The sequence below is a fragment of the Microlunatus capsulatus genome, assembly GCF_017876495.1.
Lineage (GTDB): Bacteria > Actinomycetota > Actinomycetes > Propionibacteriales > Propionibacteriaceae > Microlunatus > Microlunatus capsulatus.
In genome coordinates this window covers 2,245,812-2,260,552 of record NZ_JAGIOB010000001.1, presented here as the reverse complement: position 1 = coordinate 2,260,552, position 14,741 = coordinate 2,245,812, and the positions used below count along the sequence as shown (strand labels likewise).

Sequence of the window (14,741 nt, the reverse complement as noted above, 5' to 3'; positions counted from 1 at the left end):
TTGTCAGATCTCGGTCGACCCGAGGGTCAACTCACGTCTGACAGCTCGGACGGCCTCGGCCACCGTCGTCACCAGCGGGACGCCCGGCGGGGGAGCGGGGCGCTCGAGGACGACGACGGGGAGCCCCAGCGCGGCGGCCGCGTCCAGCTTGGCCGCGGTCAGGTCGCCGCCGGAGTCCTTGGTGAGCAGCGCGTCGACGCGGTGCTCGCGCATCAAGGCCCGCTCGGCGTCGAGCTCGTAGGGGCCGCGGGCCAGCAGCAGCGTCCAGGCGGGGGGCAGCGGCGTCTCCGGCGGGTCGACGACGCGGGCCAGCACCGCGCGGTCGGCCCAGGGCGCGAAGTCGGGCAGCGACTGCCGCCCCGTGGTCAGGAACGGCCGGCGGCTGGCGTCGGCGGCGCGCAGGGCCGCCGCGGCGTCGGGCACCCAGGTCCAGCGGCCGGCGTCCGGGTGCGCGCTCCAGCCCGGGCGCTGCAGCCGGACCAGCGGCACCCCGGTCGCCGCGCAGGCGATGGCGGCGTTGAGCGAGATCCGGGCGGCGAAGGGGTGCGTGGCGTCGACGACGTGGCGGACGCCGTGGTCGCGCAGGTAGGCGGCGAGGCCCTCCGGACCGCCGAAGCTGCCCACCCGGACCTCCCCGACGGGCAGAGCGGGCCGCGACACCCGGCCGGCCAGCGAGCTGACGACACCGACCCCCTCGGCGTCCAGCGCGGCCGCGAGCCGGCGCGCCTCGCCCGTGCCGCCGAGGACCAGGACGGTGCTCACGGGGTCACCCTGGAAATGCAGCGCACAACGGCCCAAAACCGGCCGACAAGCGCTTTCCGGCGCCACTGCGTCTGCATTCCCAGGGCGACCGCCCGGAGCCCCGTCGCCAGCACCGCGGACGCGACCCCGACCAGCAGGCTCAGCCGGGCGGCGGGGGCGATGTCGGCCACCCCCACGACGCGGCCCCGGCCAAGCACCCCGCGGTCCTCGACCACGCCGCCGTAGACGTTCCGCCCGCCCAGCCGCACTCCGAGCGCGCCCGCCGCCGTGGCCTCGACCACGCCCGCGTTGGGGCTGGGGTGCTGACCGGCGTCGCGGCGCCAGGCCGCCCAGGCGTCGGCCGGCCGGCCGCCGACCAGCGGGGCCAGCCCGACGGTGAGCAGCCCGCAGACCCGGGCGGGCACCCAGTTGGCGACGTCGTCGAGCCGCGCCGCGGCCCAGCCGAACCGGCGGTAGCGCGGCGAGCGGTGGCCCACCATGGCGTCCAGGGTGTTGACCGCCCGGTAGCCCAGCAGGCCCGGCAGCCCCAGCAGCGCACCCCAGAACAGCGGCGCCACCACCGCGTCGGCGGTGTTCTCGGCGACCGACTCGACGCAGGCCCGGGCCAGCTGCTCCGCGTCCAGCGTCGAGGGGTCGCGGCCCACCAGGTTGCGGATCTGCCGGCGGGCGGCGGGCAGGTCGTCGGCGCCGAGCTGGCGGGACAGGGTGCCGGCCTCCCGCTGCAAGGAACGGCCGCCCAGCACCGTCCAGGTGGCGGCAGCGGTCAGCACCAGGCGGGCGGCCGGGTGGTCGCGGGCCACCCGCTCGCCGAGCACGCCGAGCCCCGCCGCGCCGGCCACGAGGACGGCGACGTGCCGCACCCCGGGCGCCCGGCGGTCGGCCCAGGTCCGCTGCTCCAGCCGGGCTGCGACCGCGCCGAAGCCGGCGACGGGGTGGCCGCGCCGCGGGTCGCCCAGCAGCTGGTCCAGCGCGAAGCCGGCCAGCAGGCCCAGGGCGCCGGCGGCGCTGTCCCTCCGGGCTAGGGTCATCGCCGATGTCCTCTCCGCAGAAGGTCCTGGTCACCGGCGGCGTCCGCTCGGGCAAGTCCCGGCACGCCGAGGGGCTGCTCGCGGGCGCCGACGGCGTCACCTACGTCGCGCCCGGGCCCGTGCCCGACCCCGTGGCCGACCCGGAGTGGGCCGCCCGCGTCGCCGCCCACCAGGCGGGCCGGCCGGCGTCCTGGCGCACGGTGGAGACGGCCGACCTGGCCGCCGCGCTGCGCGGGACCGACGGGCCCGTCCTCGTCGACTGCCTGGGCACCTGGGTCACCGCCGTCGTCGACGGCCTCGGCACCTGGGACCAGCCGCTGGCCTCCTGGCGCGACCGGTTCGAGGAGCACCTCGACGCCCTGGTCGCGGCCTGGTCGGCGCACCCGGCCCTCGTCGTCGCGGTGACGAACGAGGTGGGCCTGGGGCTGGTGTCCGAGCACCGCTCGGGCCGGGTGTTCACCGACCTGCTGGGCCGGGTGAACCAGGCGGTCGCCGCGCGCTGCGACGACGTCGTGCTCGTGGTCGCCGGCCGCGCCCTGCACCTGTAGCCCGTTCACGCCGTCCACCCGCCGGTCGCGGTCGCCCCCAGCAGCAGGACCGTCAGCGTCACCTCGACGACGGCGCCCATCACGTCGCCCGTCACCCCGCCGAGCCGGCGCCGGCACCAGGTGACGAGCAGTGCCGCGGCGGCCAGGGCCAGCGCCGCGGTGAGAAGGCCGCCGAGGGGAGCGCCGCCGCGCAGCACCCAGGTCAGCGCGAGCAGCGCGGCGACCACCACCCAGACGGCGGCGGCGAGGGCCGTCGGCACCGTCCCGGCCACGGCCGCCCCGAGCCCCGAGGGCCGCGCGGCCGGCACGCCGGCCCGGCAGACCACGACCAGGGCGGCGCGCGAGGCGCAGACCAGGACGGCCAGCCCCAGGGCGTCGGCCCAGCCGTCGACGAGGGCCCCGGCGGCCACGGCCTGCAGGCCCAGCACCAGCACCAGGGCGACGACCCCCATCGGCCCGACGTCGCCGCGCCGCATGACGTCCAGCGCCCGCGCGCGGTCCCAGCCGGTGCCGAGCCCGTCGACGGTGTCGGCCAGCCCGTCCAGGTGCAGGGCCCGGGTGCCGAGCGCGAGCACGGCGACGCCCAGCAGCCCGACCGCCGTGGCCGGCAGGTCCAGCGCGGCCGCCACCCCGGTCACCAGGGCCGCGGCCAGGGCCAGCGGGACGACGGCGAGGGGCGCCAGCAGCATGGCGCCGCGGGCTGTGGCCCGGTCGACGGTGACGGCGCCGGTGGGCAGCACCGTCAGGGTGCCGACGGCGAGCCGCAGCGCGGGGCCGAGGGGGAGGGGCACGGTCAGGGCGCCAGGTCCGCGAGCAGCGCCATGTCGCGCAGCAGCAGGGCGGCCGAGCGGAGCACGGGCAGCGCGGTGAGCGCCCCCGTCCCCTCGCCCAGCCGCAGGCCGAGGTCCAGCACGGGCTCCAGGCCCAGCTTCTCCAGGGCGAGCCGCTGCGCCGGCTCCGTCGAGCGGTGGCCGGCGGCGCACCAGGCCACGACGCCGGGTTGCAGGTCCTCGGCCACCAGCAGCTCGGCCAGCGGCACGACGCCGTCCAGCAGCACCGGCACCCGGGCCCGGGCCGCGGCGACGAGGAAGCCGACGCCGGCGGCGAGGTCGGCCGAGCCCAGCGCCGTCAGCCGCTCCACGGGGTCGCCCACCCGGTCGCCGGCGCGGGCCAGGGCGCGGGTGACGACGGCGGTCTTGTGGGCCAGCCGGGCGTCGTCGACGCCGGTGCCGCGTCCGACGACCTGCTCGGCGGGCGCGCCCAGGCTCGCCGCGACCAGCGCGGCGGCCGGTGTCGTGTTCCCGATGCCCATGTCGCCCAGGACCAGCAGGTCGGCCCCGGCCGCGACCTCCTCGGCTGCGACGAGCGCGCCCGCGTCCAGGGCGGCCCAGGTCTGCGCGGCCGTCAGCGCGTCCTCCCGGTCGACCGCCCCGGAGGAGCGCCGGACCTTGTGCTCGGCCACCCCGGGCAGGTCGTCGAGGTCGGCGTCGACGGCGAGGTCGAGCACCCGCAGGGCGACGTCGTGCTGGCGGGCCAGCACGCTGGCGCCGGCGACGCCCGCGACGAACGCGCGGACCATGGCCGCCGTCACCTCACGGGGGTAGGCCGAGACGCCGTCGGCCGAGACGCCGTGGTCACCGGCCAGGATCACGGCGCGGACGGCGGCGGGCGGATCGGCAGGGCAGCGGCCGGCGCAGGCCGACCACCAGGCCGCCAGCTCCTCCACCCGGCCGAGCGCTCCGAGCGGCTTGGCCAGCGCGTCCAACCGGGTCCTGGCCGCGGCGCGGACCTCCGGGTCGGGCGCCGGCAGGGGGCGTGGGTCGGGGGACGGTGCGGTCGGCATGGTGGTGCGTCCTCTCAGGTTGCGGCGACCCGGCGGTGGTCCCGCAGGCAGGGTCTGGCTCGAGTCCGCGCCGACCGGCGGGCGGTCGTCGACGGACTCTCACAGCGGCGCGACCGCGTCGGGTTCTCACCGAGCTTCCTGGTCTCCTGCGGTTGCGCCGAGCGTAGCGGTCGGCGGACGAGCGGTCGGCGGAACGGCCGTCGGCGGACCCCTGGACGGCGTGCCGACGACGGCGAGAATGGACGGGAAAAGGGCCGGGATATCTCGTTCAGGTCACGGCTGGAGGTCGTTTCCGAATGACCACTCCAGCGGTCGAGGAATAGCGGCCGGAAAGGCCCGGGAATTCCAGGACCAAGGTCCTGGCGGAACGGGGACCTTCAGGCCTGCCCGGCTGTCCGCCGGGACGGTTGACTGGTCGACATGAGCCAGAACGTGGTCCTCGGCACCGAGGGAGACCGGCCCGACGAGACCGGCCGGACGGTCCGCGCGGCCGAGGCCGCCGCCCCGACCGCGCTCGACCCGGTCCGTGCCCTCAGCGAGAGCATCGCGCGTCCCGGCAACCTGCTGCACCGCGAGCCCGGCACCCGCACCAAGCGCCCCCTCGACGCCCAGTACTGGGCCTGCTGGGTCGTCGCCGTGGTCTACCCGCTGCTCATGGCCTACCTCTGGTTCACCCGCTGAGCCGGCGCGCTCCGCACCCGCTCCCGGTGACCCGCCATGGCCATCAACGACGCCGCTGCCGTCGGCACCTCCGCCGGCCGGTCCCGCCCACCGCGCCGGCGCAGCCCCCTCCCGCACGCCTGCACCACCACCGCTGACGTCGTCCGCCGCTCCGGCGCACCGGCCCCGGCCGACACCACCCCTCCCCCCTCCCCGGTGCCGGCCGGGCCGGCGACGTCCGCTGCGGACCCCGCAGCGTGGTCACCCGGGCGCCCAGCCCCTACTGTGACGGCGGTGACCTCCCCCGACGGCCGCCCGGCCGGAGCGCCCGGCGCCGTCGGCGGCGCGCCGCCGCTGCCCGTCGCGGACCTGATGACCCAGCTGGGCCAGCGGGCGGACGACATCGTGTCCGCCCAGCGCCGGCTCCGCGGCCTGCTGGCGGCCAACCGCTCCATCGTCGGCGAGCTGTCGCTGCCCCGGGTCCTGCAGAAGATCGTCGAGGCCGCCCGCGAGATCGCCGGGGCCCGCTACGCCGCGCTCGGGGTGCTGGCGCCCGACGGCGGGTTCGAGCAGCTGGTGCACAGCGGGATGGACGAGCAGACCGTCGCCGGGATCCAGGACTTCCCGTCCGGCCAGGGCGTGCTGGGCGTGCTGGTCGGGCACGCCGAGCCCATCCGGGTGGGCCGCATCGCCGACCACCCGCGCTCCTTCGGCTTCCCCGCCGGCCACCCGCCGATGCAGAGCTTCCTCGGCGTCCCCATCACCGCGCACGGCTCGGTCTTCGGCAACCTCTACATCACCGAGCCGGTGGCGGGCGGGGAGTTCAGCGCCGAGGACGAGGACCTGGTCGCCGCGCTCGCCGCCACCGCGGGCATCGCCGTCGAGAACGCCCGGCTCTACGAGGAGTCGCGGCGCCGCCAGGAGTGGCTGCTGGCCTCCAGCGAGATCAGCCAGCAGCTGCTGGCCGCGGGTGACGACGAGCGCGCCGTGCTGAGCCTGATCGCCGTCAACGTGCACCACCTCGCCCGCGCCGCGCTGGTGTGCATCGTCGTGCCCGACGAGGACGACCCGGCGCTGCTCCGGATCGCCGCCGCCGCGGGTCGCGACGAGCACGCCCTGCTGGGCCTCACCTACCCGGTCGAGGGCAGCCTCGCCGGGCTGGCGATGCGGGAGGGCCGCGGCCGCGTCGTCGACTCCGGGGCGCAGCACAACCTGCGCTGGCTGCTGCGGCCCGACACGTTCGCCGGCCCGGTGATGGCGCTGCCGCTGACGGGGGAGTGGGGGGCCAGGGGCGCCGTCGTCGTCGGCCGTCTGGAGCACCAGCCGATCTTCTCGATGGCCGACGTCGCGATGGCCGAGGACTTCGCCGGCCAGGCCGCGATCGCCCTCGAGCTCGCCGGGGCGCGCTCCGCGCAGCTCCGGCTGGGCGCGCTGGAGGACCGCGAGCGGATCGCGCGCGACCTGCACGACCACGTCATCCAGCGGCTGTTCGCCACCGGGCTCACCCTGCAGAGCACCGCGGGCTCGGCGCACGACCCGGCGGTGCGCGACCGGCTGGGCCGCACGGTGGCCGACCTGGACGAGACGATCCGGCAGATCCGCACCTCGATCTTCGCGCTGCAGTACGCCCGGCCCGCCGCCGCCTCCGTGCGCGCCACCGTGGCGGCCGTCGTCGACGACCTGAGCGCGGCGCTGGGCTTCCGGCCCAGCACGCACCTGGCAGGGCCGCTGGACACCCTCGTCGAGGAGGACCTGGTGGTCGACGTGGCCGCGGTGGTCCGGGAGGCGCTGGCCGACGTCGCCCGGCACGGCCGCGCGCGGCGCTGCTCGGTGGTGGTGGAGGCCGACGCCGGCGAGCTGCGCGTGGTCGTGGCGGACGACGGCGCCGGTCTGGTGCAGGATGGGCGGCGCAGCGGGCTGGCCGACCTCCGGGAACGTGCTCTGCGCCGCGGGGGCGGGATGACGACGGAGCGAGCGGACGAGGGGGGCCTGCGCGTGCGCTGGTCGGTGCCACTGACATGAGCGGGACCACCACCCGTGTCTTCATCCTGGATGAGCACGAGCTGGTGCGGCGGGGGCTGGTCGACCTGGTGGCTGCGGCGCCGGACCTGGAGGTCGTGGGTTCGGCGGGTGACGCCGACGAGGCGCTGCCGCTGATCGCGGCCAGCCGTCCCCACGTCGTGCTCCTCGACGCCCCGCTGACCGACGGCGCGGGCATCGAGGTGGGACGGCGGATCCGCTCCGCGTTCCCCGACGTGCGGTGCGTGCTGCTCACCTCCTTCGACGACGACGAGGCCCTGTTCACCGCCGTGATGGCCGGCGCCGCCGGCTACCTGGTCAAGCAGGTGGGCGGCACCAGCCTGCTCGACGGCGTCCGCGCCGTCGCCCAGGGCCGGCCGCTGCTGGACGGCGCCGTCACCGAGCGGCTGCTGGACCGGCTGCGCCAGTCCGGCCAGGGCGACCACCGCGGCGCCAGCCTGGACGGCCGCGAGCACCGGGTGCTCGAGCTGATCAGCGGCGGCAGCACGGACGGGCAGATCGCCGACGCCCTGGGCAGCACGCCGGACGAGGTCCGGGGCTGGGTGAGCGACCTCTACGGCAAGCTCGCGCTCCGGGGCGGGAGCCCGCCGTCGGGCCCCTCGCTGCGGCTGTTCGACGTCGACCCGTCCTGACCCGCCGGGTCCTGCTCCCCCGGGCGCTGGGCGGGACCCGCGCGGACGGTCCGGGCCGGGCCGGGCCCGGCCCGTCGGTAGGGTCACGCCATGAGCTCCGGCCTGCGCGACCTGCTGCGCCCGGTCGCCCGGCACCCCTCGGCCGTCCTGCTGGTGGCCCAGCTGGTCGGCGTGCTGCTGTACCCCTTCGCCGAGTCGCTGGCCTGGGGCCGCGGGCTGTTCGAGGTCTTCGGCGCGCTGGTCCTGGGGCTGGCCGTCTGGTCGGTCCGCGACTCCCCGGGGCCCACCTGGGTGGCGCTCATCCTCGGCATCTCGGCGTCGGCGCTGTCGGTGGCCGACGCCCTCAGCCCCAACCCCACCGTCGCGGTGGTCTCGGCCGCGCTGCACGCGGTGTTCTACTTCTGGGCTGCCGGCAACCTGATGGCCTACATGCTGGCCGACGCCACCGTCACCCGCGACGAGCTCTACGCCGTCGGGGCCACCTTCACCCTGGTGGCCTGGGCGTTCGCCTACGTCTTCACCGTGCTGCAGGCGCTGCAGCCCGGGTGCTTCACCGCCGCCGTCGACCCGCAGGGGCAGCGGACCTGGATGGAGCTGCTGTTCCTCAGCTTCACGAACCTGTCCAGCACCGGGCTGTCCGACGTCGTGCCGATCACCCCGCACGCGCGCTCGGTGGTGATGATCCAGCAGCTGGCCGGGCTCGGCTACGTCGCGCTGTTCGTCAGCCGGCTCGTCGGGCTGACGATCAACCGGCAGCAGCAGCAGCACGACGCCGCCGGCAGCGCCCGGTCCGAGGCCGGCGGGCCGGGCGAGGGCTGAGCCGCCCCGTCAGGGCCGGAAGCCGGCGACGGCGCCGACCACGGTGATGGCCGGCGGCCGGATCCCGGCCTCCAGGGTGCGCGCCGCGATGTCGTCGACGCGGCCGCGGACGTCGCGCTGGCTGGGCAGGCCGGCGTCGGCGACGGTGGCAGCCGGTGTGGCCGGGTCCATCCCCTGCGCGACCAGCTCGGCGCAGATGGCGGGCAGCGTCGCCACGCCCATGAGGACGACGAGGGTGGTGCCGGCCCGGGCCAGCGCGGCCCAGTCCAGCGTCGAGCCGGGGTCACCGGGCGGCAGGTGGCCGGAGACGACGGTGAACCCCTGCGTCAGCTGCCGGTGGGTCAGCGGGATGCCGGCCAGCGCCGGCGCGGCGATGGCGGAGGAGACGCCGGGGACGACGCGCACCGGGACGCCCGCGGCCGCGCAGGCCTGCCACTCCTCGCCGCCGCGGCCGAAGACGAAGTTGTCGCCGCCCTTGAGCCGGACCACCCGGCGGCCGGCGAGGCCGTGCTCGACGAGCAGCTCGTTGATCCGCTCCTGCGGGGTGAAGGTGCCGCGCGGGATCTTGGCGACGTCGATGACCTCGGCACCGGGCCGGACCTGCTGGAGCACCGAGAGCGGCGCCAACCGGTCGACGACGAGGACGTCCGCCGTCCGCACGGCCTCCAGGCCGGCCACGGTCAGCAGCCCGGGGTCGCCGGGACCGCCGCCCACCAGGACCACCTCGCCGCGGCCGTCACCGCCGGGCAGCAGGGGGACGGCGGGACGGACGGCCAGCACGCCGGCGGCCGCGGCCCGGCGGGTGGCGTCGGCGTCGGCGTCCGGGTCGCCGGTCGCCGGGACCAGCAGGGCCGCGCCCGTCAGCACGTCCGCGGTGTCCGGGGCGGTGACGGTGAGCAGGCCGCGGGCGGCGAGGTCGGCGACGGTGGTGCCGGGGGCGTCGCTGACGACGGTGACCACGGCACCGGCCTCGAGCAGCGCGGTGACCGGGGCCAGGGCCTCGGCCCGACCGCCCCACACGACGACGCGGCGGCCCGCCAGGTCGAGGTCGGCGACGAAGCCGCGGGTCATCAGGTCCCTCCGAGGAGCGGGGCGAGCGCCTCCAGGAAGCGCGCCGTGGTGGCCGGGTCGCGCACGGCGATGCGGACCCAGTCCGGGCCCAGCCCGGGGAAGGTGTCCCCGCGCCGCACGGCGAAGCCCCGCTCGCGCAGCGCCTCGCGGACCCAGCCTGGCGGACGACCGCCCCGCACCCCCGCCGTGTCCACGAGGACGAACGGCGCAGCCGGGGTGCCGGCGACCGGCAGCCCCAGCGCGGCCAGGCCGTCGACCAGCAGGGCGCGGCGCTCGGCGATCACCTCCGCCTGGGCCCGGGCGGCGGTCAGGGCGTCGTCGGACAGGCAGGCGACGGTGGCGGCCAGGGCGGGCGTCGAGACCGACCACGGCGGCTGCTGTGCGCGCAGGGCGGCGACCAGCGCGGGGTCGCCGACGACGTAGCCGGCCCGCAGCCCGGCCAGCCCCCAGGTCTTGGTCAGCGAGCGGAGCACCAGCACGCCGCTCATCGTGGCGCTGACCAGGGACTGGTCCGGTCCCGGCACCGCGTCCAGGAAGGCCTCGTCCACGACGAGCACGCGGCCGGGCGCCCGCAGCCGCTCGAGGACCTCGGCCGGGTGCAGCACCGAGGTGGGGTTGGTGGGGTTGCCGACGACCACGAGGTCGGCGTGCGCGGGCACCCGGTCGGGGTCGAGGACGAAACCGTCACCCGCCTCGAGCAGCAGCCGCTCCGGCTGGTGGCCGGCGGCCAGCAGCGCCGCCTCCGGCTCGGTGAACTGCGGGTGCACGACCAGCGGGTGGCGGGGCTGCAGCGCCCGGGCGAGCAGGGTGAAGGCCTCGGCCGCGCCGGAGGTGGGCAGCACGTGGTCCGCTGGCACGGCGTGCGCGTGGGCGATCGCCGCCGTGGCCGCGGCGCTGCTGGGGTAGGCGCCGAGCGTCGGGACGGTGTCCCGGACCACGTCGGCCAGCCAGGCCGGCGGCTCGCGGTGCTGGACGTTGACGGCGAGGTCGACGAGACCCTCACCCACCTCGACGTCGCCGTGGTGCAGCAGGTCGACGTCGTCTGCCCTCGCTCCGCTCGGGCGTGGACCGCGCTCCGGCCCGCCGGCTTCGTCGTCGCGCGGTCCGGGTACCGGCTGAGTCACCCCCTCCACCGACGTGTCAGATGCTGTGGTCGCCGGGGCACCCGCAGCGTCGGACACGTCGGCCGGATCGGCGGCCCAGGCGTGCACGGCGTCGGCGAAGCGCTGGGCCAGCTGCGGGTGGCCGGCCCAGTGCAGGTGCAGGTAGCTGGCGTGCAGGCTGGCCGCGCCGCGGCCGGCGGGGTCGGCGGAGAAGCCGACGCGGTGGCCGTCGACCAGCCAGGCCTCGTCGTCGCCGGCCGGGGGGTCGACGTGGGTGCGGTGGAACTCGTGGCCGGTGACCCGGGCGCCGCGGGCGGCCAGCAGCGAGTCTGCGGTGGCGACCAGGGTCTGGTAGCGCAGCGTGAGCTTCGGCGTCATCGCGGCCTCGGCGTCGATCGCGCCCACCATCGGGGAGCCGTCGACGGTGCGGCACAGGTAGAGCAGGCCGGCGCACTCGGCGACGGTGGGCACCCCGGCCTCGACGGCTCTCCGCAGCGAGGCCCGCAGCGCGGTGTTGGCACTGAGCTCGGGCGCGTGCACCTCGGGGAAGCCGCCGCCCAGGTAGACCCCGGCGGTGCCGTCGGGCAGCGCGTCGTCGGTCAGCGGGTCGAAGGGGACCGGCTCGCAGCCGGCGGCCCGCAGCAGCTCGTCGGTCTCGGCGTAGCGGAAGGTGAAGGCCCGGCCGGCGGCGACGGCGACGACGGGGCGCCGCTCGCTGGGCGCGTGCACGACCTGCCCGGGGGCCCAGGCCTCGCCGGCCAGCGGCGGTGCGGCGTGGGCCAGCGCCAGGATGCGGGTGAGGTCGAGGTGCTCGGCGACCTGGTCGGCCAGCCGGGCGATGGCGGCGGCCGCGTCGCCGCGCTCGGCGGCGGGCACCAGCCCGAGGTGCCGCGACGGCGCCTCGATGCCGGCGTTGCGGGGCAGCACGCCCAGCACCTCGACGCCGGTGGCCTCCAGCGCCCGGACCACCTCATCGCTGTGCCGGACCGAGCCCGCCTTGTTGAGCACGACGCCGCTGAGCCGGACGGCCGGGTCGAAGGTCGTCAGCCCGTGCACCAGCGCGGCCGCGGTCCGGGAGACCGAGCTGATGTCCAGCACCAGCACGACGGGCGCCTCCAGCAGCCCGGCGACGTGCGCCGTCGAGGCGTAGCCGTCGCCGCCGATCTGGCCGTCGAACAAGCCCATCACGCCCTCGACGACGGCGACGTCGGCCGGCCGCGGCGCGGTCAGGCCGTGCAGGAACAGCGGCCGGATCTGGTCCTCGTGGCACAGGTGCGGGTCGAGGTTGCGGCCCGGCCGGCCGGTGGCCAGCGCGTGGTAGCCGGGGTCGATGTAGTCGGGGCCGACCTTGAACGACGCGACCTCCAGGCCCTCGGCCCGCAGGGCGCCCATCAGCCCGGTGGCCACCGTCGTCTTGCCGTGGCTGGAGCCCGGCGCGGCGACGACGAGCCGGGGCGCGACGGTCGTCACCACTCGATGCCCCGCTGACCCTTCTGGCCCTCCTGGAAGGGGTGCTTCACCATCTGCATCTCGGTCACGAGGTTGGCGATCTCCAGCAGCTTCGGGTCGGCGCGGCGGCCGGTGATGACGACGTGCTGCTGCCCGGGGCGGTGGACCAGGGTCTCGACGACGTCGTCGACGTCCACCCAGCCCCAGGCGATCGGGTAGGTGAACTCGTCGAGCACGTAGAGCCGGTGCGTCTCCGCGGCCAGCCGGCGCTTGATCTCCTGCCAGCCCTCGGCGGCGTCGGCGGCGTGGTCCTCCTCGGTGCCCGCCTTGCGCGACCAGGACCAGCCCGAGCCCATCTTGTGCCACTCGACGGGGCCGCCCTTGCCCGTGGTCCGGTGCACCTCGTCGAGGGTCTCCAGCACGGTCTGCTCCCCGATCCGCCACTTGGCGGACTTGACGAACTGGAACACCCCGATCGGCCAGCCCTGGTTCCAGCCGCGGACGGCCAGCCCGAAGGCCGCGGTGCTCTTGCCCTTGCCGTCGCCGGTGTGCACGATCACCAGCGGCCGGTTCCGGCGCTGCTTGGTGGTCAGCCCGTCCTGCGGCTCCACCTCGGGACGTCCCTCGGGCATCAGGCGGCCCTCCCCTGCGGCTGGGCCGGGCGGGCCGGGGCCGCCCGGTGGACGACGGAGACCAGCTGGTCGGCCGCGACCTCGCCGACGGGCACGTGCTCGGCGCCCAGGTGGAGCGCGAGCGTGCGGGCCAGGCCCAGGCCGAAGCCGGTCTCGCAGTCGATGACGACGCTCGCCACGCCGGCCGCGCGGAGCAGGTCGGCGGCGCGGCGGGAGCGGGCGACGGCGTCGGGGCCGGAGGTGGCCCGGCCGTCGGTCACCAGCACCAGCAGCGGACGGCGGCGGGGGTCGCGGATCCGCTCCAGGCGCAGCGTCTCGGCCGCCACCAGCAGGCCCTCGGCCAGCGGGGTCCGGCCGCCGTTCGGCAGCTCCTCGAGCCGGCGGGCGGCGACCTCGACCGACGACGTGGGCGGCAGTGCGAGGGTGGCCGCGGACCCGCGGAAGGTCACCAGGCCGACCTTGTCCCGGCGCTGGTAGGCGTCCAGCAGCAGCGAGAGGGCGGCGGTCTTGACGGCCTCCATCCGGCGGCGGGCGGCCATCGAGCCGGAGGCGTCGACGACGAGCAGCACGAGGTTGGACTCCCGGCCCTCGGTGATGGCGGTGCGCAGGTCCTCCCGGCGCAGCCGGAGCACGTCGGCGCCGGCGCGGCCGCGGGCGGCCTGCTGCGGGGCGGCGGCCCGGATGGTCGCGGGCAGGTGCAGCCGGCCGCCGGGCTCGGGTCGAAAGGCGGCGCCGACGCTGCGGCCCGTCCGGGTGACGGCCCGGCTGCGACGCCCGGCCTCGCCCGCGCCCACGCCGGAGGCGGTGAAGAGCCGGGTCCGGTAGGCGGTGCCCGCGCTGGCGAGCGTGGTGGGCACGACGGCGGCGGTCGGGCCGTCCTGGTCGCGCGCCGGCTCGGGCTCGGGCTCGGGCTCGGTCGACGAGGCGCCCGGCTCGCGGTCCGGCGGCCGGGCGTCAGCGCCTTGCCCGGGGCCCGACGGGGGTGCCGGCGAGCCGGCGTCGGTGCCCTCGGCCGGATCGGCGGACCCGTCGGCGGGCTCGCTGCCCTCGTCGTCGGGACCGGGCTGCGGGTCCTCCGGCTGCGGCGGCTCGGGCTCGGGCTCGTCCTCGCCCAGCAGGCGGTCCAGCAGCTCCTCGTCCAGGCCGGGGGCGTCGAAGGGGTTGCGGCGCCGGCGGTGCGGCAGGGCCAGCCGGGCGGCGGCGCGGATGTCGGCCCTGGTGACCGTCGTGCGGCCGTGCCAGGCGGCGTGCGCGACGGCGGCCCGGGCGGTGACGAGGTCGGCGCGCATGCCGTCCACCTCGAACGCGGCGCAGACCTCGGCGATCAGCAGCAGCTGGTCGTCGCGCAGCTCCACCTGCGGCAGCAGGGCCCGCGCGGTCCGCAGCCGGCCGGAGAGCTCGGCCTCGTCGTCGGCGTAGCGGGCGGTGAAGGCGTCGGGGTCGCGGTCGAAGGCCATCCGCCGGCGGACGACCTCGGCGCGCAGGGCCGGGTCGCGCGGGGCGGCGACCTCGGCCGTCAGCCCGAAGCGGTCCAGCAGCTGGGGCCGCAGCTCGCCCTCCTCCGGGTTCATGGTGCCGATCAGCACCATCCGGGAGGCGTGCGCGACCGAGACGCCCTCGCGCTCGACGGTGGAGCGGCCCGTCGCCGCGGCGTCCAGCAGCAGGTCGACGAGGTGGTCGTGCAGCAGGTTGACCTCGTCGACGTAGAGCAGGCCGCGGTGGGCGGCGGCGAGCAGCCCCGGCTCGTAGCTGACCCGGCCGGCGCCGAGGGCCTGCTGCAGGTCCAGCGACCCGATGACCCGGTCCTCGGTGGCGCCCACCGGCAGCTCGACCAGCCGGGCGGGCCGGGTCGTCGACGCGGTGGCGGCGGGGTGCGGGCCGTCGGGGCAGCGCGGGTCGGGGTCGGCCGGGTCGCAGGAGAACCGGCAGCCCTCGACGACCGCGAGCGGCGGCAGCACCCGGGCCAGCGCGCGGACGGTGGTGGTCTTGGCCGTGCCCTTCTCGCCGCGGACCAGGACGCCGCCGACCTCGGGGGAGACCGTCGTCAGGACCAGCGCGAGCGCCATGTCGTCGGAGCCGACGACGGCGGAGAAGGGGTAGGTGCGCGGCTCGGGGGGAGCGGCGGAGGGAGACGGCACGGGCGAGCCCTTCTGC

13 protein-coding genes and 1 pseudogene are annotated in these 14,741 nt (G+C 77.4%); 5 read left to right on the top strand and 9 right to left on the bottom strand.

The window, feature by feature from the left end; genetic code table 11:
• Positions 1-3: 3 nt before the first annotated feature.
• Positions 4-762, bottom strand: coding sequence for a cobalt-precorrin-6A reductase (locus JOF54_RS10420; RefSeq protein ID WP_307804033.1), 759 nt, complete (start codon positions 760-762; stop codon positions 4-6).
• On the bottom strand, positions 759-1,790 hold the full coding sequence (locus tag JOF54_RS10415) for a cobalamin biosynthesis protein (RefSeq protein ID WP_210055394.1): 1,032 nt from the start codon (positions 1,788-1,790) through the stop codon (positions 759-761). The genes JOF54_RS10420 and JOF54_RS10415 overlap by 4 nt, the downstream gene beginning before the upstream one ends.
• 5 nt (positions 1,791-1,795) lie before the next feature.
• On the opposite strand from JOF54_RS10415, the gene JOF54_RS10410 reads away from it, so the two are divergent.
• Positions 1,796-2,338 carry a bifunctional adenosylcobinamide kinase/adenosylcobinamide-phosphate guanylyltransferase gene (locus tag JOF54_RS10410; protein ID WP_210055392.1) on the top strand — a complete coding sequence of 181 codons (543 nt, stop codon included), beginning with the start codon at positions 1,796-1,798 and terminating at the stop codon, positions 2,336-2,338.
• 5 nt (positions 2,339-2,343) lie between these two features.
• Here the strand turns inward: JOF54_RS10410 and JOF54_RS10405 are convergent, their stop codons facing one another.
• Together JOF54_RS10405 and cobT are read right to left on the bottom strand one after the other, a co-directional pair.
• Positions 2,344-3,129: an adenosylcobinamide-GDP ribazoletransferase gene (locus tag JOF54_RS10405; RefSeq protein ID WP_210055390.1), complete on the bottom strand. Its 786-nt coding sequence runs from the start codon at positions 3,127-3,129 to the stop codon at positions 2,344-2,346.
• 2 nt (positions 3,130-3,131) lie between these two features.
• Positions 3,132-4,181 (bottom strand): nicotinate-nucleotide--dimethylbenzimidazole phosphoribosyltransferase, encoded by a 1,050-nt coding sequence (gene cobT / locus JOF54_RS10400; protein ID WP_210055388.1) that lies wholly within the window; start codon positions 4,179-4,181, stop codon positions 3,132-3,134.
• A gap of 420 nt (positions 4,182-4,601) precedes the next feature.
• Here cobT and JOF54_RS10395 point away from each other — a divergent pair, with 420 nt between their 5' ends.
• The 4 genes from JOF54_RS10395 to JOF54_RS10380 all read left to right on the top strand — a co-directional run bounded on the left by JOF54_RS10395 (position 4,602) and on the right by JOF54_RS10380 (position 8,332).
• On the top strand, positions 4,602-4,862 hold the full coding sequence (locus JOF54_RS10395) for a hypothetical protein (protein ID WP_210055386.1): 261 nt from the start codon (positions 4,602-4,604) through the stop codon (positions 4,860-4,862).
• Positions 4,863-5,135: 273 nt separating this feature from the next.
• Positions 5,136-6,863, top strand: coding sequence for a sensor histidine kinase (locus JOF54_RS10390; protein ID WP_210055384.1), 1,728 nt, complete (start codon positions 5,136-5,138; stop codon positions 6,861-6,863).
• Positions 6,860-7,513: a response regulator gene (locus JOF54_RS10385; RefSeq protein ID WP_210055382.1), complete on the top strand. Its 654-nt coding sequence runs from the start codon at positions 6,860-6,862 to the stop codon at positions 7,511-7,513. The genes JOF54_RS10390 and JOF54_RS10385 overlap by 4 nt, the downstream gene beginning before the upstream one ends.
• A gap of 90 nt (positions 7,514-7,603) precedes the next feature.
• Positions 7,604-8,332 (top strand): potassium channel family protein, encoded by a 729-nt coding sequence (locus JOF54_RS10380; RefSeq protein WP_210055380.1) that lies wholly within the window; start codon positions 7,604-7,606, stop codon positions 8,330-8,332.
• 9 nt (positions 8,333-8,341) lie between these two features.
• Here JOF54_RS10380 and cobA read toward each other — a convergent pair whose 3' ends face one another.
• The 5 genes and pseudogenes from cobA to JOF54_RS10360 all read right to left on the bottom strand — a co-directional run bounded on the left by cobA (position 8,342) and on the right by JOF54_RS10360 (position 14,725).
• Positions 8,342-9,085 (bottom strand): uroporphyrinogen-III C-methyltransferase, encoded by a 744-nt coding sequence (gene cobA, locus JOF54_RS10375; RefSeq protein ID WP_245359678.1) that lies wholly within the window; start codon positions 9,083-9,085, stop codon positions 8,342-8,344.
• Positions 9,086-9,115: 30 nt separating this feature from the next.
• A pseudogene (locus JOF54_RS20945) lies at positions 9,116-9,403 on the bottom strand (NAD(P)-dependent oxidoreductase); the annotation flags it as partial.
• Positions 9,403-11,979, bottom strand: a complete 2,577-nt coding sequence (gene cobBC / locus JOF54_RS21920) for a bifunctional hydrogenobyrinic acid a,c-diamide synthase/histidinol phosphate aminotransferase CobBC (protein WP_372443481.1) — start codon at positions 11,977-11,979, stop codon at positions 9,403-9,405. The pseudogene JOF54_RS20945 and the gene cobBC, both read right to left, overlap by 1 nt.
• Positions 11,973-12,587: a cob(I)yrinic acid a,c-diamide adenosyltransferase gene (cobO, locus tag JOF54_RS10365; RefSeq protein WP_210055376.1), complete on the bottom strand. Its 615-nt coding sequence runs from the start codon at positions 12,585-12,587 to the stop codon at positions 11,973-11,975. The genes cobBC and cobO overlap by 7 nt, the downstream gene beginning before the upstream one ends.
• Positions 12,587-14,725 carry a VWA domain-containing protein gene (locus tag JOF54_RS10360; RefSeq protein WP_307804030.1) on the bottom strand — a complete coding sequence of 713 codons (2,139 nt, stop codon included), beginning with the start codon at positions 14,723-14,725 and terminating at the stop codon, positions 12,587-12,589. The genes cobO and JOF54_RS10360 overlap by 1 nt, the downstream gene beginning before the upstream one ends.
• Between the last annotated feature and the right edge of the window lie 16 nt (positions 14,726-14,741).